Below are 19,953 nucleotides of genomic sequence, written 5' to 3'. Positions count from 1 at the left end.
CGAATCAGCCCGCCGGGCAGCACTACCGGGCTGGCTCCACGAATACAATCACCACAGGCCCCACACCGCCATCGGAGGCAAACCACCCATCACCCGGCTAACCAACCTCCCTGGGCAGTACAGCTAGGGTGGCGGCATGAGCCCTTCAGGCAGTATCCGCGACATCGTCCGTGGCGTCCCCGTCTTCCCCGAGGACATGCCGCCCTTCGACCCGGCGGTGGCGCCGGCCTCACCGCTCGGGCTCTTCCACGAGTGGCTGCAGCGGGCCGTGGACGACGGCGTCGCGGCGCCGCACGCCGTCCACCTGTCCACCGTGGGGGACGACGGCGCGCCGGACTCCCGCGTGGTGATCCTCAAGGACGCGACGGCGGACGGGTTCCAGGTCGCATCGAGCACGGACAGCCCGAAGGGGCGTCAGCTGGTAGCGAATCCGCGGGCCGCGCTGACCTTCTTCTGGCCGGCGGCCGGACGCCAGATCCGCATCCGGGGCGGGGTGACCACAGGCACCACCGAGGAGAACGACGCCGATTTCCAGCGACGTCACCCCGTGGCCCGGGCACTGGTGCTGGCCGGCAGCCAGAGCTCGGTGCTGCAGGGCCGGGCGGAGCTCGATTCCGCCGTCGAGGACCAGGTCCGCCGCATCGAGGCGGCGGACGGGCCGGCATCCACCACCTGGACGGTGTTCACGGTGGCCCCGGACGCCGTCGAGTTCTGGCAGGCGGATCAGGAGCGGCGCCATACCCGCCTGCTCTACTCACGCTTCGGGGCCGGCTGGCGCCAGGAGATGCTCTGGCCCTAGAAGTCCTGAGACAGGTGGCCGGCTCGGGGGAGGGCCGGGCAGGGTCAGGGGAAGAAGGCGATGCGGATCAGGGCGGCGGCACCGATGACGAGGATGGTGGCGCGCAGCGCGAGCGGCGGGAGCCGACGCCCCACCTTCGCGCCGACGAGACCGCCGAGGGTTGCACCGACGGCGATGGTGAGCACGATCCCCCAGTCGATGGACTCCCACGCGAACAGCATGAAGGTGACCGCGGCGACGGCATTGACCGCGGTGGTGAGCACATTCTTGATCGCGTTGATCCGCTGCAGGCTCTCGACCGTCACCATGCTCATGAGCCCGACGATCAGGATGCCCTGGGCTGCTCCGAAGTACCCGCCGTAGATGCCGAGGACGCCGATCCCGGCGAGCAGGAGGACGGCGCGACGCCGGGACGGTGCGGTGTCCGGCACGGCGTCACCGGCCTTCGCTGCTGCGGTCCGCTGGACGCGCGGGGCAAGCGCCACCATCACCAGGCCGATGATGATGAGGATCGGGACGATGGCCTGGAAGGCCTCGGCGGGCAGGACGAGGAGCAGGAGGGCGCCGCCCAGGCCGCCGAGGACGGAGAGCGGCAGAAGGCGCAGCAGGAGCCCCGTGTTGGCCCTGATCTCCCTGCGGTACCCCCAGGAGCCCGACAGCCCGCCGCCGACGAGCCCGATGTTGTTCGAGATGTTCGCGACGATCGGTGGATAACCGAACAGCAGCAGGGTGGGAAAGGTCACGAGCGTCCCGGAGCCCACCACGACGTTGATCATCCCGGCCCAGAACCCGGCCGCGAGGATCGCAGCGATCTCGATCACGCGGGGAGTTCCTCTCGGCTGGGTGGTGCCGCCACGACGCGGGCGAGGGATCGATCAGTGGCCGAACTCGTCCGCATCGATCACGTCTGCACTGTCCGATCCGAGCAGGCAGAGCCGCGCGAGTTCCTCACCGGAGAGCTCGAAGTCGAAGATCTCGAGATTCTGGGCCAGGCGTTCCGGGTTGGACGACTTCGGGATGGCGACCAGACCCTGCTGCACGTGCCAGCGCAGCACCACCTGCCCGGGTGTGCGGCCGTGGGCGTCGGCGATGGCGCGCACGGCCTGCTCGTCGAGAAGACCGCTGCCCTGGCCCAGCGGACTCCAGGACTCCGTGACGATCCCGTGCTCGTTGTGGAACGCGCGCTCCTCGATGCGGGGGCGCTGCGGATCGAGCTGGATCTGGTTCACGTCCGGCACGATTCCCGCGTCGAGGACGGCCCGGAGGTGGGCGGGCTTGTAGTTGGACGTCCCGATGGCACGGACCAAGCCCTGCTCCAGGAGGGCTGCGATGCCCCGGACGGCCTCGACGTGGCTGCCCTGGTCGGGGTTGGGCCAGTGCACCAGCAGCAGGTCCACGTAGTCGACGCCGAGCAGGCTCGCTGACGTCTCGAAGGCGGTCCGCACGCCGTCCACGCTGTGGTGCTCGCGGTTGAACTTGGTGGTGATGAAGAGGTCCTCCCGCGCGACACCAGAGCGGCGGATCCCCTCGCCCACGCCTTTCTCGTTGCGGTAGTTCTCAGCCGTGTCGATCAGTCGGTACCCCGTCTCGATCGCCAGGTTCACGGTGTCGGCGGCCGCGGCGTCGTCCAGTGGCCACGTGCCGAGCCCCAGGAGCGGGAGGTGGGCGCCGCTGTGCAGCTGGACGGTGGGGGCGAGTGGCATGGGGAAGCTCCTGCTCGAGGGGTCGGATCAGCACCAGCCTGTCCCTGCGGTGGGGGGGAGTCAACACGGACCCGACCGATCCCTCGCGCGATCCGTCGGTCGTCGGGGAATCAGCCGACGAGGCGCTGGCCGTCGGTCGGCGTGGCCGCGCTGTCGCTGTAGTCCGCCCGCGGCGGGAGGCCGGCCAGACCGTCCGCGAGGAGGTCGTCGATGAGCTCGTTGACGGCCTGTGCAATGCAGTCGCGCTCGTCGCGGGGCAGGTTCACCAGGTCGTGGAGATAGGCGTCGAGCTCGAACTCGTCGGCGGAGCCGCCGGAATTGAGGTAGTGGAGATGGACCTCGCGCAGGGACAGGGACGACGCCCTCATGGCGGTGCGGGCGGTGGCTGACTGCAAGGGGACTCCTCGATCCGTGTCCGCCCCTGGTCGACGCGACGGCTGTCCGGTCACACTACTGGCCGCCGGCTCAACTCCGGCGGGGCGGTACCGCAAGATTCGATCAAGTGCAGCACGCGAAGGGGCGGATGGTAAGGGTACTTAATTTCCCTTCCGGCGGGTTTGACTCTATAGTTTTCGGCAGAGCCTAGCAGCGGGCCATCGAACCACCATCGTGGAGCTGATCATGGAAACCACCCCGTTCGTCGAGTACCGCCCCCAGTCCGTACCGGTCCCCGAGTCGGAGCAGCTCGGGTGGAGTGTGGCTCCGAAAGCCGTGCCGCACCCCGCACCCCGTGCCGAGGAAGCGGACTTCCCCGAGGATCTCGCGGTCGTGTCCACCCGGCAACTGCGCGTGCTGTGCAACCAGACCTACCGGCAGCTCGACCGCGATTTTCCGCCCATGGAGGCGATCCACCAGTACGAGCAACTGGTGGAGGAGATCGAGCGGCGGGAGGTGCAGGCGGAAGCCCGCACGGAACCGGTCCGTACACGGAGCGGGTTCCGCGACAACGCGCTGTTCTCCCGGTTCGAACTCTTCAGTGACGGCACCATGGTGGGCCACGTCAAGTACGAGATGAAGGGCTCGCACGCCGTCCTCGTCCAGGCCGTCGTCGATCCACGGTTCGACGCCGTCGATGTGGAGCCTGCACTCATCCGCCAGGTGTTCCTGAACGCACACCGTCGGCGCCTCGCCGTCGTTCCCTACTGCCCGAGGGTCCGTGAGTTCCTCGCCGAGTTCCCGCAGTACCGGTCCCTCCTGCCGGCGGACCAGCGCAGGCGGTTCGAGACGACGCTCCGCTCCGCCAGGGACGACTAGGACCCGGACGGTGCCGGTGGGTGACCAGGTACCGATCGCGTCTGCCGATCAGGCAGTGGAGGTAGGGCCGGAGCAGGATTCGCTCCGCCACACGTCCAACGACGCCGAACCGTGCCGTGACCCCGGCGATCGAACAGCTCGGCCTGACCGACGGCGATACCGGCGGTGCCGCGGTCAGATCCGGACGAGCATCTTGCCGGTGTTGCCTCCGGCCATCATGGTGAGGAAGGCCTCCACGGCATGATCGATGCCGTCCACGACGGTCTCGTCGAAGACGACGCTGCCGTCGGTCAGCCAGCCCGTCATCTTCTCCGCGAACTCGGGCTGCAGGTCCTGATGCTGCCCCACGATGAATCCCTCGAGCTTCAGGGAGCGCGTCACGAGATTGGCCATGTTGTCCGGTCCGGGAGTGCGCTCGGTGTTGTTGTACTGCGAGATCGCGCCGCAGAGGGCCGCCCGTCCGCCCGTGGTGAGTCGATCGAGGGCTGCTTCGAGGTGATCCCCGCCCACGTTGTCGAAGTAGACGTCGATGCCCTCGGGGCTGACGGCGCGCAGCTGCTGCCGGACGGGCGCGTCCTTGTAGTTGAACGCGTCGTCGTACCCGTACTTCTCCTTCAGCAGCGTGACCTTGTCCGCAGAGCCGGCCGAGCCGATGACGCGGGAGGCGCCGAGCTTCCGGGCCACCTGGCCCGCGATGGACCCGACCGCGCCGGCCGCGCCCGAGATGAACACGACGTCCCCCTTCTTCAGCGCCGCAATACGCGTGAGGCCTGCGTAGGCGGTCAGGCCGGTCATGCCCGCCGCACCGAGGAATACCGACAGGGGGAGTTCCGTGTCCGGCAGGGCGGAGAACTGGGCGGCTGGGCCCTGGGCGAGGTCGCGCCACCCGAGTCCGTGGAGGACGGCGGTGCCGACCGGCAGCGACTCCGCGGTCGATTCGACCACGCGACCCACTGCACCGCCGGTCATGGTCTCGTCCAGGCCGAAGGGCGGTACGTAGGACCTCGTATCGTTCATGCGTCCGCGCATGTAGGGGTCGACGGACACGAACTCGTTGCGGACGCGCACCTGGTCGGGCCCGAGGTCGGGGAGTTCCACCGACACCGTGGAGAAGTTCTCCGGCGTGGGGCTCCCAGCGGGACGCGTGGTGAGCTGGATCTGCGTGCTGGTGGTCATGGCTGCTCCTGATGCTGATCGGTGTCCTGCAGGCGGGAACACCTTATCCGGAGGATCTATTCCACTTAAAGCGCACGCGCCAGACGGGACCGCAGTTCCGTGGCGGCGGCGGGAACGACGCCGGGGGCTGCAGTGCGGCCCCACAGCCAGAGGAAGAGCTGCTCGGGATCGCACGCGACGGCGGTGCGTCCGTCCACTTCAGCGTCGCGCTGCACAGTAGCGCGCTGGGGTGAGAGCCGGACGTCCCAGCTGTGGCCGCCGGCCTCGAGCCTGGCCACGTCACCGGAGGCCGCCGGGTCCGGTCGTCCCCGGCCCAGCATGACCGTCAGCACCTCGTCGATGCCGTCGATCACGAGTGCGGGATCCAGTGGTCTGACGGACCGGCCCGCTGCCTGCTCCAGGTCGACGCGGTGGATCGCGGTCTCATGGGTCAACCTCCGCACCCAGAAACCCACCGTCTGGTCCTCCGGGACCCACGTCTCCGCCGGGTCCGACGTCGGGTGGGCGTCGAACTCCTCCACGAGCCGGGTGTAGCAGTGCGCAAGGAGGGGCTGCGGCGGCAGACTGCCGACGCTGACGGGCGGCCATCCGTGGCTCGGCCGCGTGCCGGTCCTGATGGTCTCCGCCTTCTGCAGGAAGACGATCGCGGTGTGCCGCACGAGATCCTCGCCGTTCCACCCGGGGCATGCCGGGACCGGCCGGTCCAGGGTCGGCTGCACGAGGTCGGAGAGCGCTGCGTACTCCTGATCCAGCAACTCCCGATAGCGTTCGAAGGGAAGAGCGTAGGGGGAGGTCTGCATCAACCGAGTGTAGGCGCGGGCCGTCCGGGCGGCGATGTTACCGACGAGTAATGTAGCGGCATGCACCTGATCCTCCGCACGCTGCTGCAGTTGTTCCGCTCGCGCCGCCGCTCGCCCCTGACCATGTGGGAGCCCGGCAGCATCAGTCTGCGGGTTCTGCCCACCGACATCGACATCGCGATGCACATGAACAACGGCATGTACTTCTCGGTCTTCGACCTCGGGCGCTTCGATCTCATGGTGCGGAGCGGTGTCTGGCGCCGGATGAGGCGGCGCGGCTGGAGCCCGGTGGCCGCGGGGGAGACCATCAGCTTCCGCAGGTCGCTGACCCTGGGGCAGAAGTACAGCATCGAGACCCGCGTGATCGGCCTCGACGACCGCGCCATCTACTTCGAGCACCGGACGGTGGCCGACGGCGAGATCTATGCACGGGCCTTCATCGCGACGCGGCTCGTCTCGAAGGCCGGACCGGTGAGCAACGAGGACATCATCGCGGCCTTCGGTGCTCCGCCCGCAGATCTCGTGCTGCCGGAGTGGATCCACGAGTGGCGCGTCAACAACGCGCTGCCGAGTACCCGGAGACCCGCGCCCCACGCCTGGTGACGTGCCCGGCCCTCGGGCCGACCGGGCCGAACCCACCGGGCGGGCCGAGCCTGCCGATCTGGCCGAGCCTGCAGCGGCACCCGGCACCCGGCGTCGATCCCGGCGCTTTACGCCCGGCGTTGTTCTCGGACCTGGTGTCGGGCGTCAGGACGCGCGGGTGGCTCTTGCGCCGCCGCGCACCAGCGTCTGGACGGCGTAGAGGGCCAGGCCGACGGCCAGGAGGATCGCCGTGCGCAGCCAGATCTCGCCCGTCTGCTGGGTGAGGAGCAGGATGCACGAGGCGATCGCGAGGTACGGGAAGACCGCGGGGATGCGGAAGTGCCGGTGCGAGACCTCGTCCTTCCGCAGCACGATCACCGCGATGTTGGTGCTCAGGAACACGAAGAGCAGCAGCAGGACCACCGTCGAGGCGAGGGATTCGAGACCGCCCGTCAGGCTGAGGATCATGGCCACCAGCGTGGTGGCGACGATGGCCACCCACGGCGTCCTGCGATGCGGCAGCACGCGGCTGAACACCGAGGGGAACAGGCCCTGCTCGGCCATTCCGTAGGTCAGGCGGCTGGACATGATCATGGTCAGCAGGGCGCCGTTCGCGACGGCGATGAGGGCCACGAGGCTGAACAGCCAGTTCGGGATTCCCGCGCCGGTCGCTGCGACGACGTCGAGCAGCGGTGAGCTCGACCCTGCGAGCTCCTCCGGGGGGGAGGGCAGCCGAGGAGGCGAGCCCGATCAGCAGATAGACGACGCCGGCCGTGAGGAGTGCGCCGAAGATGGCCTTCGGGTACACCCGGCTGACGTCGCGGACCTCCTCGGCGACATTCGCGGACACCTCGAACCCGACGAAGGAGTAGTAGGCGATGAGCGATGCCGACAGGACGGCGGAGGCGGCGCCGACGCCGGGTGGGAAGTCGTTGACGCGGGAAATGTCGCCGTTGCCGCCGGCGATGAAGATGCCGACCACCACGATCACGAGGACGAGCCCGGAGACCTCGATGACGGTCATGACCACATTGCTGCGCACCGATTCCTTGATGCCGCGCATGTTCAGCAGTGCCAGCAGGACGAGGAACACCAGGGCTGCGGGGACCGCCGGTACGTCGATGAACGTGGTGAGATAGCCGCCCGCGAAGGCCTGGGCGAGGCCGGCGGCGCTGGTCACGCCCGCAGCAAGCATGCAGAAGCCGACGAGGAAGGAGATGAAGGGTTTCCTGAAGGCGCGTTCCGCGAACACCGCGGCGCCTCCCGCCTTCGGGTACTTGGTGACGAGCTCGGCATAGGAGCCCGCAGTCAGGAGCGCCAGGGCGAGGGCCACCATGAGCGGCATCCAGATCGCTCCGCCCACTTCCGCGGAGATCACGCCCACCAGGGCGTACACGCCCGCCCCGAGGACATCCCCGAGGATGAAGAGGTAGAGCAGCGGGCCCGAGATGCCCTGTTTGAGTCGGGTGTCAGTGGTCTGTTGCGTGGCCATGAGCGTCAGTGTAGGTGAACTGCTAAGCCTGCTGTCTACGTGATTTCCACCCCATACCGCTCGGCGCGCAAGAACTACCGCCGATCGTGGCGTTTTCGCTGTTTGGTGTGACGCACAGCATAATTGCCCTCATCAACGATGGCCGGGGGGCGGCCACTCATTCTGACAGAGAGGTACTCGATGAGTTGGCTCGACCGCGACCACACCATCGCGCCACCGGGGTTCAACCGTTGGCTCATTCCACCGGCGGCTCTCGCCGTGCACCTGTGCATCGGCCAGGCCTACGCGACGAGCGTCTACAAGACGGCGCTCGTGGCCCACTTCGACGCGACGCTCACCCAGATCGGCATCATCTTCTCGATCGCGATCGTGATGCTCGGCCTGTCCGCCGCCGTCCTCGGCACCTGGGTGGACCGCAACGGACCCCGCAAGGCCATGTTCACCTCGGCCCTGTTCTGGACCTCCGGGTTCCTCGTCGGCGCGCTCGGCATCTTCACCAACCAGCTGTGGCTCGTGTATCTCGGCTACGGCGTGATCGGCGGGATCGGCCTCGGCATCGGGTACATCTCGCCCGTGTCGACGCTCATCAAGTGGTTCCCGGACCGTCCCGGACTCGCCACCGGCATGGCCATCATGGGCTTCGGCGGCGGGGCGCTCATCGCGAGCCCGCTCTCCACGCAGCTCCTGCGCATGTACGATCCGAACTCGAGTGCGGAGGGGTGGGTGGCCAGCGGTGACGCCGTCGGCAAGCTCTTCCTGACCCTCGCCGTCGTCTACTTCATCTACATGATGTTCGGCGCCTTCACCATCAAGGTGCCTGCGGAGGGCTGGAAGCCGGCAGGCTTCGATCCGTCGCAGCTGAAGTCGAAGGCCCTGGTCACCTCGGACAACGTCTCCGCGACGAACGCCATCAAGACGCGGCAGTTCTGGCTGGTCTGGATCGTCCTGTTCTGCAACGTCACGGCGGGCATCGGCATCCTGGAGCAGGCCTCCCCGATGATCCAGGACTTCTTCCGCGGCGCGGACGGCACCACGGCGGTGTCTGTCGCGATCGCCGGCGGGTTCGTGGGTCTGCTGTCGATCGGCAACATGGGCGGGCGCTTCGTCTGGTCGACGACGTCGGACATCATCGGCCGCAAGCGCATCTACATGGTGTACCTCGGCGTCGGCGCTGCCCTCTACCTGATCCTGGCCCTGGCCGGATCCTCCACGACGCTTCTCTTCGTGGCCCTGGCCTTCGTGATCATCTCCTTCTACGGCGGCGGGTTCGCCACCGTGCCGGCCTACCTCCGGGACCTGTTCGGCACCTACCAGGTCGGTGCCATCCATGGACGGCTCCTCACCGCGTGGTCTGCCGCCGGCATCGCGGGACCGCTGATCGTCAACGCCTTCCTCGACGCACAGGGCACACCCGGCGAGCTCACGGCCAACGCCTACCAGCCGGCCCTGCTCACCATGGTGGGCCTGCTGATCGTCGGGTTCATCGCCAATCTGCTCATCAAGCCCGTCGACCCCCGCTTCCACGAGCCGGTCGAGGGCACCCAGCGCGAATCAGTGAAGGAGGCCTGACATGACCGGAGCACGTATCGCCGTCGTCTGGGCGCTCGTCGGAGTGCCGCTCGTCTACGGGATCTTCCAGACCCTGACGCGCGTCGCGGCCCTGTTCGGCGGCTGACCGCACGCATCACCGGACGCCCGCCCGTGGACACCCGTCCGCCGGCGGGCGTTCCTGCGTGTAGGCCCCTCCCGGAGGCGGCCCTCCTGGGGGCGCGCCGAGCCGGGCTGCGGCCCTTCCTGGGGGCACGCCGAGCCGGGCTGCCAGACCCGCGGTGAAGCCCCCGCGGGTCTGACGCTCTGCCGCGGGTCTGGCGGGCGACGTCGAGCGCTCGGCCTACGCAGTCCGCTCCCACTCGTCCGATGCTCGGGACCGTCGCCACGACTGGCGGGGCTCCACCCGTTCGCGGGCGACGTCGGTCAGCCAGATGGTCGTGTCCGGGTTCCACCCGGCGATCACGGACGCCCGCGCGTCGTCGACCGTGATGGACCTCGTCGCGCAGCGGAGGTAGGCCAGTGAGGAAAGATGCACGGCGTCCCAGACGGATGCAACGCTCTCCCAGTCCGGAATGACCCAGTCACCGTCGCGGCCGGTCACGCTGAACCAGCTGTGGCGTCGGGAAGCGGTCACGTCGAGGGGGAAGTCACGGCACAGAGCCGCCCAGTCCTCCTCCGCCGCGATCTCGTAGGTGCGGCCTGTTCCCCGGATCGGAACTGCCGTCATGAATTCCTCCCACGGGAGGTCCTCGACGCGGTCGAAGGAGGACGGGATGTGCCCGACGGTCTGCAGGAGGCGCTCCGGATGCGACCACCAGGTCCCCGAGTAGGGGGCGCGGGGATCCCGCGGACGGTCGTGGTGGGCGCGCTCCTCCTCGGCTCGGGTCGCGGCTGCCCAGGCCGCGAGCTGAGGGCGGGGCGACGACGGCAGGCGCACCGGGTCCTCCGGGACCCGCCAGTCCAGATGCCACTGTTCGGCCTGTCGCAAAGCGTCGTAGGAGGCCCCGGCGGCGGTCGCGAGCACGGCTCGGGCCAGTGGGATCAGCGCCTCGCGGATCTCGGGAAGCGCGGCGAGGAAGTCCTCGCCCTCGGGTTCCTGCCAGCCGCGCGCCACGGACACCGACGCGTCGAAGGCCCGCCCGATGAGGCGTTCGGTCACACCGCCGGGATCGCAGGAGCGGAGCAGCCGGGCCACGTCACCGGGTTTCCACGGGCCGTCGTCGAGGGGGCGACCGGCGTCGTCGTCGGGCACCATCAGGGTCAGGTGGACGCGGCCCGTTCCCATTGCAGGGTCGAGGGCGCCGCCGCACTGCATCACGGGCTGCCAAAGCGCCGGCATGAGTTCCAGAGCCAGGTTCAGGCAGAGCCGTCTCCCGCGCGGACCGTCGAGGAGCATCTCCGGGGTCACCGTCATGCGGCCATCCTCGCACGGGCGTCTGCGGCGTCTACGGCGAGTGGCCCCGGCATCGGGCGCAAACCCGCGCCGGAGTGTCACACCCGGTGTGACGCCCCCGCGGGTCTGACGGCCCGAGCCGGGCTGCCACCCCGAAGGAGCAGCGCCTGCCGCCGTGCCCTGCTTGAATGGACGAACGCCGAGGAGGGATGTATGGACAGCACGAGCACGCAGCAGACGGACGCCATCGGGCGCGGGGAGCTACCGCCGCTCGACCGCGTGCGCGATGACGTGTGGTCCCTCGCCCAGCCCATGCCCGGCGGGCACCTGGCGTACTCGTTCACCTACCTCCTGGTGGCCGACGACGGCGGGGTGCACGTCGTGGACCCCGGGTGGGACTCCGACGAGAACTGGGAGAGGCTGCTCGCGGCGCTCGCCGTCGTCGCCCCGGAGTTCCTGGGCGCGGCTGCCGTTTCCGGCATCACCGGGACGCATCTCCACCCGGACCATGTGGGCATGGCCGCACGGCTCCGCCGAGCGTCCGGCGCGCAGCTCTCGATGCATGCCGTCGAGCGCGCAGCCCTGGCGAGGCACAGCACGCGCCTCCTCGACCTTGACGAGGCACTCGGCCGGCTCGAGTGCTGGGGTGTGCCCGAGGCCCGCCGGGCCGAACTCGCGCAGTACGTGGACCGATCGCCCGAGGGGCTCGTCGTGGCTGTCGATCGCGACCTTCAGGACGGTGAGCAGCTACCCGTTCCCGGGTTCGGACTCGTGGCGATGTCCACTCCCGGGCACACCGCGGGGCACCTCTGCCTGCGCGACGACGAACGTCGACTGATCCTCACCGGCGACCACGTCCTGCCGACGGTGTTCCCGGGACTCGGCCTCGGCGGGCCGACGTCGTCCAATCCACTGTCCGACTACGTCCGGTCGGTCGCGGCGCTCGCCCCGTTCGGTGATTACGAGGTGCTGCCGGGGCACGGCTTCCGGTTCACCGGGCTGGCGGAGCGGGCAACGGAGTGCGCGGAGCACCACCTGACGCGGGCCCGGCAGGTCGATGCGGTCCTCGGGGAGCCGGGGCCGGAGCGGAGCGTGTGGGAGATCGCATCGCGCCTGACCTGGACAGCCGGCTGGGAGGGCCTGCACGGCTTCCAGCTCCTCTCGGCACTCAACCAGACCGAGATGCACCGCGACTTCGTCCGGGCAGGCGGGCTGTCCGACGGCTGACACACTCGGACTTTTCCGCTGATTCCTACCCTGCTTGCCCGGGGCATCTATACGATGCCTCCATGGAGACAGCGGACGGACACGATGCCCCGGAGTTCGATCGCGCCATCGAGGTGCTCGAGGAGCAGACCAGCGTGCTGTGGCGGCGGGAGCGCACCACGTCCCATGCTCTCGCCAAGAACGTGCACCCCGCCATGGAGCCCGCCGCGTACGGGATTCTGACGCTCCTGCAGCGCGAGGGGTCCCTGCGCGCCACGGACATCGCCCTGAGCATCGGTGTCGGCAAGCCCTCGGTGAGCCGACAGCTCGCAGCGCTCGAAGGACTCGGCCTCGTCGAACGGCAACTCGACCCCTTCGACGCGCGCTCGCAGCGCGTCCTGCTGACGCCGCTCGGCGAGCAGCAGCTCGCTGCTGCCCAGACGGGCCGCCGCAGCGCATTCACGGCCCTGATGCGCAGCTGGAGTCCGGAGGATGTGGAGGTCCTCGGATCGCTCATCGCCCGGCTGAACAGCACCTACACCAGGGACACCTGGTGATCAGCTCTCGCTCCACCCCGCGCCCGGGCGGAAGGTAGCCACTTTCCGCCCGGACCCCGCCTCGAGCGAGTCGCTGGGATCGTCGTAGAGTTCGCCGGTCTCCGCCTTGCTGTGCTGGAGGAGGTTCTCGGCCTCGGTCCTCGCGCCCTCGATCGCCTCGGCCGCGATACGGCTCCGTGCAGGGAGGGTGTCCAGGTGGACGACGCCCTGCGGCGTTCCACCGACGACGGCGGCGTCCCCGACCGGGACGTCCGCGCCGCCGTTCTCCGCAGGGATGAGGTACTCGAGGAAGTAGGCCATGGTCCACCGTCGCACCGGCCGAGGAGGCGCGGTCGATCGACAGGGCATCCGTCCCGGCCTTGCCGCGCGTCGGCGATCCTGCTAGGCGGACCAGCCGTGAGGCCTGGAGAAGCGGAGGGCGGGTCACGTTCGAGCACGCGCACCGGGTCATGCAACGAGGCGGAGAATGCGCAGCATGCTGATGGACGCCTAGATTGGGAGTATGGCCGACACGACGCAGCACCCAGCACCCGCACCCCAGACCCGGCTCGACCAGTTGGCCGAGGCGCACGGCGTCGGCACCACCTTCAAGGGGTGGGACGGCGAACCTGCTCGCGTGGCGCCGGAGACACTCGTGACCGTCCTGGGTGCCCTCGGTGTGGACGCGTCGTCCGACGCCGCTGTCGGGAACGCCCTGGCGGAGGTCGAGGCGGGGCCGTGGCGTTCGGTGCTGCCCGCCGTCGTCGTCGTTCGGCAGAGCGATGCCGACCCCGTCCGCCTGCACGTCCCGGTGGGTTCGGACGTCGACTTCTGGGCCGTCGACGAGGACGGCGTCCGCTACACCGGCATGATGGGCGACGCCGTCGGCACGCGTTACGTCGACGGACAGGACATCGAGCGGCGCGAAGGTACCCTGCCGCACGCCCTGCCGCTCGGCTGGCACACCATCCACGCGAGCGTCGACGGCGTGGAGTCCTCCTGCACGCTCGTGGTGACGCCGGACCGCCTGAGTACCACGGCGGCCCTCATGGGCGGCCGCACCTGGGGCCTCATGGCGCAGCTGTACTCCGTCCGCTCCTCCGCATCCTGGGGTATCGGCGATCTCGCGGACCTCGGTGGGATCGCACGGGCGGCCGCGGAGCACGGCGGCGGGTTCGTCCTGGTGAACCCGCTGCATGCGGCGGAACCGAAACCTCCCGTGGAGCCCTCGCCCTACCTCCCCACCACGCGGCGCTTCTTCCACCCGCTCTACCTCCGCATCGAGGACATCCCCGAACACGCGCGGCTCGACGACGCCGCACGCCGGAGGGTCGAGGAGCTGGCTGCGGGCTTCGGGCCGGCCAACCGGACCACCGACCTGCTCGACCGCGACTCCGCCTACGCGGCCAAGCTCGAGGCACTGGAACTGGTGTACGCCGTCGAGCTCCCCGGGCAGCGGCAGCAGGACTTCGACGCCTACAGGACCCACCAGGGGCAGGGGCTGGCCGATTTCGCGCTGTGGTCCGCGCTCGCCGAGACACTCCAGCCGGGCGCGCCGGAGTGGGACGACGTCGGACGCCCGGGCTCCGACGGTGCTCGTGCCCTGGCCGAGGAGTATGCGGACCGCATCGGCTTCCACGAGTGGCTGCAGTGGCTGATCGACGAGCAGCTGCAGGAGGCCCAGCTCGAGGCGACAGGCGCGGGCATGGCGATCGGCGTGGTGCACGACCTCGCGGTCGGGGTCCACCCGAGCGGTGCCGACGCCTGGGCGCTGCAGGACGTCCTGGCCACGGGGATCAGCGTCGGGGCCCCGCCGGACATGTTCAACCAGCACGGGCAGGACTGGAGTCAGCCGCCGTGGCACCCCGAACGCCTCGCGGAAGCCGGTTACCGACCATTCCGTGACATGCTCCGCAACATCCTCCGGCACGCCGGGGGCATCAGGGTGGACCACATCCTCGGACTCTTCCGGTTGTGGTGGATCCCGCAGCGCCAGGCGCCGAGCGCCGGAGCGTACGTGTACTACGACCACCGCGCACTGATCGGCATCCTCGCCCTGGAGGCCGAGCGTGCCGGGGCCGTCGTGATAGGGGAGGACCTCGGCGTGTTCGAGCCGGGAGTACAGGAGTACCTCGCGGAGCGCGGCATCTTCGGGACCTCGATCCTCTGGTTCGAGCAGGACGAGGACGGCCCGCTTCCGCCGGAGTCCTACCGCCAGGGCTGCCTCACCACGGTGACGGTCCACGATCTGCCGCCCAGCGCGGGCTACCTCGCCGGTGAGCACGTGAAGCTGCGCGATCGCCTGGGTCTGCTCAGCCGTCCGGTGGAGGAGGAACAGGCCGAGGACCGTGCGGTCCAGGAGAAGTTCCTGTCCCTGCTGCGATCGCGAGGGCTGCTGCCGGCCGGAGCGGTATCCGTGCAGCAGACGGTCGAGGCCCTGCACGCCTTCATCGCGGAGACGCCCTCGGTGCTTCTGGGCGTGGCGCTCGCCGACGCCGTCGGGGAGCAGCGGACGCAGAACCAGCCCGGCACCAACGACGAGTACCCGAACTGGCGCATCCCGCTCGCGGATGCCGACGGAGCCGCCGTGCTGGTGGACGACCTCGCGCGGAACGAGCGGTTCGCGTCGCTCGTCGCCGCACTGGGTCCTGCCACGCAGGGCGCCGACCCTGCCGGTTCGACCGCCTGACCGCAAGGGGAAGTTCGGGCTGGAACACCGGATTCCCCTGATGGTCGGATGGGACGATGGACCCACAGAACACATTCGACGTCGTGATCGTCGGCGGGGGGCATCGCCGGCCTGAGCGCGGCCCTGGTGCTCGGACGTTCTCGGCGCACCGTCCTGGTCATCGACGCGGGCACGCCGCGCAATGCTCCCGCTGATGCCGCGCACGGGTTCGTGACCCGTGACGGCACCCCGCCCCGCCAACTCGTCGCGCTCGCCCGCGAGGACCTCGAGCCCTACGGGGTCTCGTTCCTCGACGGCACGGCGGAGGGCGCGAGCAGTACCCGGGACGGCTGGTGCGTGACTCTCGGTCACGGTTCCGTGGTCGAGGGCCGTCACCTGGTTCTCGCGACGGGGCTCCGCGATGTCCTGCCGGAGCTGCGGGGAGCACGGGAGGGCTGGGGGCGCGGACTCCTGCAGTGCCCCTACTGCCACGGCTGGGAGGTGCGCGACCGCGCTCTGGGGGTACTCGGGTTCGCCCCCACCTCCGTCTACCAGGCGCTGCTCGTCCGGCAGTGGTCCGACGACGTCACCTTCTTCGCGCACTCCTCGCGCCCACTGTCCGACGACGACGAGCGGCGCCTGAGCACGCGCGGGGTCCGGGTGGTCGAGGGTCTGGTGCAGGAACTGATCACCGTGCCCGACGCGGGCACGGGGCCGGCTGCGCTCGCGGGGCTCCTGCTCGACGACGGGACGGAGGTGCCGTGCGAGGCCCTGTTCTGCGAGCCGGGAGCCGACGCAGGGCTGCCCGTCATCGACGCCCTCGGGTGTCTTCGGGAGGATGGGTGCGTGGTGACGGACGGCAGCGGCCGGACGTCGGTGGACCGCGTCTGGGCCGTCGGGAATGCCGCGGACCCGGCCGCGCAGCTGCTCCCGGCGGCGGGCGATGCCTATCGTTTGGCCGTGGCTCTCAACGCGCGGCTGGTGGAGGAGGAATGCGCGACGGCGCTCGACGCGACATCGATCGGCGGGCGGGTGTAGCGCGATGCAGCCGGACGCCTCGGCGTGCTGCCCGTGGATAGCCGATGACGCGGGACAGCCGACAACGCGCAAAAAGGCCCCGGCGACACGAACGGTCGCCGGGGCCTTTGCCGACATGACGATGCGGCGCTGACGTCACGCCGCGGTGCCGACGTCACGGCATCCCGCAGCTGAGGCTGCGGCACGCCGCGAGGACGCTGCTCAGCGGGAGGCGCTACGCCTTCAGGTCGGGTCGCGTGTCGTCTTCCTGGGTCTGGAACGGGGTCTCCTCGACGGAGCGCGGATCGCCGCCGCTGGGACCGGTGCTTCCGGCGCTGCCGCCGGTCGTCTTGTCCGCCCCGGACGATGAGTCACCCGAGTCACCCGAGTCGCCCGAACCGCCGCCGCTCGTGGCGTCCCCGGACCCCTTCTTCTTGAGGGCGCCCTTCAACGAATCCTGGACCTCGGGCGCCTTGTTCTTCAGCGTCTCGGTGGTACTGCTGACGGTGTCCTGGACCTTGGGGCTGTTCCAGAGGTCCTGGGCCTTGGACCGGATCTGCTCGTAGCTATCACGTCCGGCGCGCGTCCCGAGGACGTACCCGACGGCCATGCCTGCAGCGAAAACAAGTTTGTTCTTCATGCGGTGCTCCCTTCGATGGACTGCGTTCTTTCCGAATCTAGTGCACGCGGGCCGACACGTGGAGGAGGAATTTCCCCTGGTGACCACCCCGGGGAGGTGCGCCCGATCAGGAGGTGCGGTGGGCGGACCCGACGATCTCGGGCCGTAGCGGAGCGGATTCCGGCTGCTGTTCGCGGCGGTCGAGTTCCTCGGTGACCTCCTCGTGCCGGATCTCGGTCTCCATGGCGGGCTCGCCGTCGTGTTCGTACTCGTAGTCGAGCTCGCGGTGGATCCTGCTGTTGAGGACCTCCACATCGGGCAGATCGAGTGCGGTGAGGTCGTCGGGGAAGTCATCGGCGGGGGAGAGTCTGGTGCTCATGGGGGCCTGTTCGGTGGTACGGACGCGGACACGGGGACCGGGCCCGCTTCTGGACCACGCATGCCGGCTGGGCCGGCACGGGAAAAGAATATCGGCAGGCCGTGTATTACGGAAGCTGCTCCTCGCCGGGCTCTGCCCGGCGGGGCCCGGCCCCGAGCGCTTGCCGGGGTGTCGGAGGCAGCAGCTACTGTTCGAGGCGGAAGCAACGATCGGGGAGGTCCCTTGCCTGAGGGCGACAGCGTCTTCCGGCTCGCGGTGCGGTTACGGAGATCGCTCGACGGCCGGGTGCTCGCGAGAGGAGACCTCCGGGTTCCCGCCCATGCCACCGACGCCCTGGACGGGATGAGGGTGATCGGCCACGAAACGCACGGCAAGCACCTTCTGACCCGCTTCGACACCGGCCTCACACTCCACACACACCTCCGCATGCAGGGCTCCTGGACCGTCACCGCTCGCGGGCGCACCCTGCCGCGCGCGCTTCTCCCGGACGCGCGGGTGATCCTCGGGGTCCGCGACGGCCCGACGGCCTACGGGCTCGATCTCCCCGTGGTCGGGCTGCTGCTCACGCGGGCCGAGGTCGACGTCGTCGGGCATCTGGGACCGGATCCGCTGCGCCGGGACTGGTCGGCGAAGGAGGCCGTACTGCGGTTGCAGCGCGATCCGGCCGAACGTGTCGCTGCGGCGCTGCTCGATCAGCGAAAGGTTGCCGGGTTCGGCAATCTGTGGGCCAACGAACTGTGCTTCCTGCGAGGAACGCATCCGGATTCGCCGATGGGCGCCGTCGACGTACCTGCGCTCGTCGCGCTCGGCGCCCGCTGCCTCCGCTTCTCGGCGACCCACACCGGCGCCTACCAGGTGACCACGGGGAACACGAGGAGGGGTGAGCGGCACTGGGTGGCAGGCAGGGCGGGGAAGCCGTGCCTGCGGTGCGGCGAAGGCATCCGGGTCAGGGCGGAGGTGCCGGGTGATCCGGGCCGACGCCGCACCTGGTGGTGTCCACGGTGCCAGCCGCTGGCATCCGCGGACGGAGTTCCTGACAGAGTTCCTGACCCCGCGCCGTCGGAAGAGTAGCCGTCGGCCCGGGGAGGCGCCGTAGGGCCGCCGTCAGCGACGCGTCGCCAGTGCCGACCGGAACGCGTCGGCGGACGAGGTCGTGCTGTTGATGCGCCAGTCGGCTTCCTTGTTGATGTGGAACCAGACCAGGGCGACCACGTCCGGCTGGGCGGACAGATAGCCGACGAGATTGCTGATCCACTGTGCCTTGGACCCGCCCAGTTCGGAGGACGAGGTTTCCGCGATGACGATCGGCTTCCCGGGGGCCAGCTGCCGCAGCTGCGCGAGGCCGTCACCGAACAGGTTCGAAGGCTCCTGCCAGGAGCTCCACGACTGCGAGGTGCCCCAGTTGTAGCCGTCGAGCGCCACGAAGTCCACGTACTCGGCTCCTGGGTAGAGCTGCGGAAGTGGCGTGGAGCCCCAGTAGGGCACGTTGGGGTTCCACACCCAGCTGATGTTCGTGGCGCCGGTGGACTCCACGACGTCGTGCACGTGCTGGTAGGCGGCGGCATAGTCTCCGGCGCCGTTACCGTTCACGCCCTCTGCCCAGGGGTACCAGTCGCCGTTCATCTCGTGGGCGAAGCGGAGGTACACCGGCTGCCCCCACTGGCCGAGTGCCTGTCCCCACTGCCGGAGGTAGGCGTCGAAGTCCCCGGCGGTGATGCGGTCCAACGCATAGGCGGGTTGCTGCGTGCCGCCACCCCAGGTCCACGGTTCCCAGGTCAGGAGCGTGTCGGCGCCGCGCGCCCGGACGGCATTCAGCTCGGCGATGGGAGCCGGCTGGTTGAAGTCCTTGTAGGAGAGGACCATCGACGGCGCCTCGCCCGCGAGAGCCGCCACCTCGTCCAGCTCGCCGTTCGCCGCGGGCCCTCCTGCGGTCCCAACCCCGAACCGGATGGCCTTCGTCGTCGTCGGTGTGGGAACCGGCGCGACGACGGTGAAGCGGGCCGCAGCGGAGACGCCGCCGGCGGTCGCAGTGATGGTGAGGTCACCCGATCCCGTAGCCGTGATGGCGGACTGGAAGGCGCCTGCCCCGGTCGTCGTGATGGTCACGCTGGTGGTCCCCGTCACCAGCGTCCCCTGCGTCTTCTTCGGAAAACCGGCACCTGTGACGGTGACCGATGTTCCTGCGGGGCCCGACGTGCTGCTGAGTGTAACCATCGCTGCCGCGTCGGCGGGCGGCGGGGTCAGCCCGACGAGGAGGAGGGCGACGGCGGACGTCAGGAGCAACAGGCGGACACCGAGTCCGTGAACGTAGGAAGTGTGCATCATCGTGTCCTCGCTGTTCCTGGGGCCCGGCTGACTCCGGGCCCCGTGGCCTGGCATTCCGGTCTTGTGCCGGGGTTGCCGTCGTCGCCGGGCGGTCGCCCGGGCGTCAATCGGTCCCGCCTGGCCGCAGGTCCTCTTCCATTGTGCGGGGTGGCGTATCCGCCGAAAGTAGGTTTGCGCCGAAGTGTGGCCAAGGATTTCTGCAGATTTTGCGCAGCAGGTGTCCCGGGAAGGGCCCGAACATGGTGTCGGCCGTGCAGGGACCTCAAGAAAAAGCTCGAGAGGAAGCTCAAGAAAAGGCTTGGCCGCCGACACCGGATACCGGATACCGGATACCGGCCGAGCGTGCTCGTGCGCGCGGATCGGCGAGGTCACGGTACGGGGGCGGTACCGAGCGGAGGGTGGTGCATCGATGGGGCCTGACCCACAATGGTGTCGGATGCGCAGGGGCGGCTT

At 69.6% G+C, this 19,953-nt stretch carries 21 protein-coding genes and 1 pseudogene; 11 read left to right on the top strand and 11 right to left on the bottom strand.

Going from position 1 to position 19,953, the window contains the following annotated elements; all coding sequences use genetic code 11:
• The coding region (locus FJV46_RS08785; RefSeq protein ID WP_140995578.1) for an integrase core domain-containing protein at positions 1-127 on the top strand (127 nt) is incomplete at its 5' end.
• Between the two features lie 9 nt (positions 128-136).
• Positions 137-799, top strand: a complete 663-nt coding sequence (locus FJV46_RS08780) for a pyridoxine/pyridoxamine 5'-phosphate oxidase (protein ID WP_087028650.1) — start codon at positions 137-139, stop codon at positions 797-799.
• A 44-nt stretch (positions 800-843) separates the two neighbouring features.
• On the opposite strand, the gene FJV46_RS08775 is transcribed toward FJV46_RS08780, so the two are convergent.
• From FJV46_RS08775 to FJV46_RS08765, 3 genes are all read right to left on the bottom strand, one after another.
• Positions 844-1,620, bottom strand: coding sequence for a sulfite exporter TauE/SafE family protein (locus FJV46_RS08775; protein WP_232008511.1), 777 nt, complete (start codon positions 1,618-1,620; stop codon positions 844-846).
• A 54-nt stretch (positions 1,621-1,674) separates the two neighbouring features.
• The gene (locus FJV46_RS08770; protein ID WP_087028648.1) at positions 1,675-2,502 is read right to left on the bottom strand and encodes an aldo/keto reductase; all 828 of its coding nucleotides are present in this window, start codon (positions 2,500-2,502) and stop codon (positions 1,675-1,677) included.
• Between the two features lie 110 nt (positions 2,503-2,612).
• Positions 2,613-2,897, bottom strand: a complete 285-nt coding sequence (locus tag FJV46_RS08765) for a hypothetical protein (protein ID WP_087028646.1) — start codon at positions 2,895-2,897, stop codon at positions 2,613-2,615.
• A gap of 226 nt (positions 2,898-3,123) precedes the next feature.
• Here FJV46_RS08765 and FJV46_RS08760 point away from each other — a divergent pair, with 226 nt between their 5' ends.
• Entirely contained in the window at positions 3,124-3,756 is a 633-nt protein-coding gene (locus tag FJV46_RS08760) for a GNAT family N-acetyltransferase (protein ID WP_087028644.1), read from the top strand.
• A gap of 174 nt (positions 3,757-3,930) precedes the next feature.
• Here FJV46_RS08760 and FJV46_RS08755 read toward each other — a convergent pair whose 3' ends face one another.
• Positions 3,931-4,932, bottom strand: coding sequence for an NADP-dependent oxidoreductase (locus FJV46_RS08755; RefSeq protein WP_087028642.1), 1,002 nt, complete (start codon positions 4,930-4,932; stop codon positions 3,931-3,933).
• Positions 4,933-4,997: 65 nt separating this feature from the next.
• Complete coding sequence (locus FJV46_RS08750) at positions 4,998-5,732, bottom strand: maleylpyruvate isomerase family mycothiol-dependent enzyme (protein ID WP_087028640.1); 735 nt, start codon at positions 5,730-5,732, stop codon at positions 4,998-5,000.
• A gap of 60 nt (positions 5,733-5,792) precedes the next feature.
• On the opposite strand from FJV46_RS08750, the gene FJV46_RS08745 reads away from it, so the two are divergent.
• Complete coding sequence (locus FJV46_RS08745) at positions 5,793-6,335, top strand: acyl-CoA thioesterase (protein ID WP_087028638.1); 543 nt, start codon at positions 5,793-5,795, stop codon at positions 6,333-6,335.
• Between the two features lie 144 nt (positions 6,336-6,479).
• On the opposite strand, the pseudogene FJV46_RS15805 reads toward FJV46_RS08745, so the two are convergent.
• Positions 6,480-7,806 (bottom strand): annotated as a pseudogene (locus FJV46_RS15805) (APC family permease).
• Positions 7,807-7,986: 180 nt separating this feature from the next.
• Between FJV46_RS15805 and FJV46_RS08735 the strand changes: the two are divergent.
• Positions 7,987-9,375 carry an OFA family MFS transporter gene (locus FJV46_RS08735; RefSeq protein WP_087028636.1) on the top strand — a complete coding sequence of 463 codons (1,389 nt, stop codon included), beginning with the start codon at positions 7,987-7,989 and terminating at the stop codon, positions 9,373-9,375.
• Position 9,376: 1 nt separating this feature from the next.
• Positions 9,377-9,481 (top strand): MFS transporter small subunit, encoded by a 105-nt coding sequence (locus FJV46_RS15800; RefSeq protein WP_414973594.1) that lies wholly within the window; start codon positions 9,377-9,379, stop codon positions 9,479-9,481.
• 216 nt (positions 9,482-9,697) lie between these two features.
• On the opposite strand, the gene FJV46_RS15220 is transcribed toward FJV46_RS15800, so the two are convergent.
• Complete coding sequence (locus FJV46_RS15220; protein WP_158250094.1) at positions 9,698-10,771, bottom strand: hypothetical protein; 1,074 nt, start codon at positions 10,769-10,771, stop codon at positions 9,698-9,700.
• Positions 10,772-10,963: 192 nt separating this feature from the next.
• Between FJV46_RS15220 and FJV46_RS15215 the strand changes: the two genes are divergently transcribed.
• On the top strand, positions 10,964-11,977 hold the full coding sequence (locus FJV46_RS15215; protein WP_158250093.1) for an MBL fold metallo-hydrolase: 1,014 nt from the start codon (positions 10,964-10,966) through the stop codon (positions 11,975-11,977).
• Positions 11,978-12,039: 62 nt separating this feature from the next.
• Entirely contained in the window at positions 12,040-12,513 is a 474-nt protein-coding gene (locus tag FJV46_RS08720; protein ID WP_087028632.1) for a MarR family winged helix-turn-helix transcriptional regulator, read from the top strand.
• On the opposite strand, the gene FJV46_RS08715 is transcribed toward FJV46_RS08720, so the two are convergent.
• Positions 12,514-12,813, bottom strand: a complete 300-nt coding sequence (locus tag FJV46_RS08715) for a hypothetical protein (protein WP_087028630.1) — start codon at positions 12,811-12,813, stop codon at positions 12,514-12,516.
• A 202-nt stretch (positions 12,814-13,015) separates the two neighbouring features.
• Between FJV46_RS08715 and malQ the strand changes: the two genes are divergently transcribed.
• Positions 13,016-15,181, top strand: coding sequence for a 4-alpha-glucanotransferase (malQ, locus tag FJV46_RS08710; protein ID WP_087028628.1), 2,166 nt, complete (start codon positions 13,016-13,018; stop codon positions 15,179-15,181).
• A 102-nt stretch (positions 15,182-15,283) separates the two neighbouring features.
• Positions 15,284-16,198 (top strand): NAD(P)/FAD-dependent oxidoreductase, encoded by a 915-nt coding sequence (locus FJV46_RS08705; RefSeq protein WP_256940813.1) that lies wholly within the window; start codon positions 15,284-15,286, stop codon positions 16,196-16,198.
• 214 nt (positions 16,199-16,412) lie between these two features.
• On the opposite strand, the gene FJV46_RS08700 is transcribed toward FJV46_RS08705, so the two are convergent.
• Positions 16,413-16,817: a YtxH domain-containing protein gene (locus tag FJV46_RS08700; RefSeq protein ID WP_087028626.1), complete on the bottom strand. Its 405-nt coding sequence runs from the start codon at positions 16,815-16,817 to the stop codon at positions 16,413-16,415.
• A 106-nt stretch (positions 16,818-16,923) separates the two neighbouring features.
• Positions 16,924-17,175, bottom strand: coding sequence for a hypothetical protein (locus tag FJV46_RS08695; protein ID WP_087028625.1), 252 nt, complete (start codon positions 17,173-17,175; stop codon positions 16,924-16,926).
• 222 nt (positions 17,176-17,397) lie between these two features.
• On the opposite strand from FJV46_RS08695, the gene FJV46_RS08690 reads away from it, so the two are divergent.
• Entirely contained in the window at positions 17,398-18,246 is an 849-nt protein-coding gene (locus tag FJV46_RS08690; protein ID WP_087028623.1) for a DNA-formamidopyrimidine glycosylase family protein, read from the top strand.
• A gap of 33 nt (positions 18,247-18,279) precedes the next feature.
• On the opposite strand, the gene FJV46_RS08685 is transcribed toward FJV46_RS08690, so the two are convergent.
• The gene (locus tag FJV46_RS08685) at positions 18,280-19,497 is read right to left on the bottom strand and encodes a glycoside hydrolase family 26 protein (RefSeq protein WP_370684674.1); all 1,218 of its coding nucleotides are present in this window, start codon (positions 19,495-19,497) and stop codon (positions 18,280-18,282) included.
• Between the last annotated feature and the right edge of the window lie 456 nt (positions 19,498-19,953).

The organism is Arthrobacter agilis (genome assembly GCF_006494655.1).
Classification (GTDB): domain Bacteria; phylum Actinomycetota; class Actinomycetes; order Actinomycetales; family Micrococcaceae; genus Arthrobacter_D; species Arthrobacter_D agilis.
The sequence above is the reverse complement of the archived record's forward strand: the minus strand, read 5'-3'. Positions and strand labels throughout refer to the sequence as shown.

What these genes read in the sequence shown, in the direction of transcription:
- FJV46_RS08715 (WP_087028630.1), bottom strand. Translation starts at nt 12,813, where the DNA reads ATGGCCTACTTCCTCGAGTACCTCATCCCTGCGGAGAACGGCGGCGCG.
- FJV46_RS08700 (WP_087028626.1), bottom strand. Translation starts at nt 16,817, where the DNA reads ATGAAGAACAAACTTGTTTTCGCTGCAGGCATGGCCGTCGGGTACGTC.
- FJV46_RS08780 (WP_087028650.1), top strand. Translation starts at nt 137, where the DNA reads ATGAGCCCTTCAGGCAGTATCCGCGACATCGTCCGTGGCGTCCCCGTC.
- FJV46_RS15800 (WP_414973594.1), top strand. Translation starts at nt 9,377, where the DNA reads ATGACCGGAGCACGTATCGCCGTCGTCTGGGCGCTCGTCGGAGTGCCG.
- malQ (WP_087028628.1), top strand. Translation starts at nt 13,016, where the DNA reads ATGGCCGACACGACGCAGCACCCAGCACCCGCACCCCAGACCCGGCTC.
- FJV46_RS15215 (WP_158250093.1), top strand. Translation starts at nt 10,964, where the DNA reads ATGGACAGCACGAGCACGCAGCAGACGGACGCCATCGGGCGCGGGGAG.
- FJV46_RS08720 (WP_087028632.1), top strand. Translation starts at nt 12,040, where the DNA reads ATGGAGACAGCGGACGGACACGATGCCCCGGAGTTCGATCGCGCCATC.
- FJV46_RS08685 (WP_370684674.1), bottom strand. Translation starts at nt 19,497, where the DNA reads ATGCACACTTCCTACGTTCACGGACTCGGTGTCCGCCTGTTGCTCCTG.
- FJV46_RS08750 (WP_087028640.1), bottom strand. Translation starts at nt 5,732, where the DNA reads ATGCAGACCTCCCCCTACGCTCTTCCCTTCGAACGCTATCGGGAGTTG.
- FJV46_RS08735 (WP_087028636.1), top strand. Translation starts at nt 7,987, where the DNA reads ATGAGTTGGCTCGACCGCGACCACACCATCGCGCCACCGGGGTTCAAC.
- FJV46_RS08755 (WP_087028642.1), bottom strand. Translation starts at nt 4,932, where the DNA reads ATGACCACCAGCACGCAGATCCAGCTCACCACGCGTCCCGCTGGGAGC.
- FJV46_RS08770 (WP_087028648.1), bottom strand. Translation starts at nt 2,502, where the DNA reads ATGCCACTCGCCCCCACCGTCCAGCTGCACAGCGGCGCCCACCTCCCG.
- FJV46_RS08760 (WP_087028644.1), top strand. Translation starts at nt 3,124, where the DNA reads ATGGAAACCACCCCGTTCGTCGAGTACCGCCCCCAGTCCGTACCGGTC.
- FJV46_RS08695 (WP_087028625.1), bottom strand. Translation starts at nt 17,175, where the DNA reads ATGAGCACCAGACTCTCCCCCGCCGATGACTTCCCCGACGACCTCACC.
- FJV46_RS15220 (WP_158250094.1), bottom strand. Translation starts at nt 10,771, where the DNA reads ATGACGGTGACCCCGGAGATGCTCCTCGACGGTCCGCGCGGGAGACGG.
- FJV46_RS08745 (WP_087028638.1), top strand. Translation starts at nt 5,793, where the DNA reads ATGCACCTGATCCTCCGCACGCTGCTGCAGTTGTTCCGCTCGCGCCGC.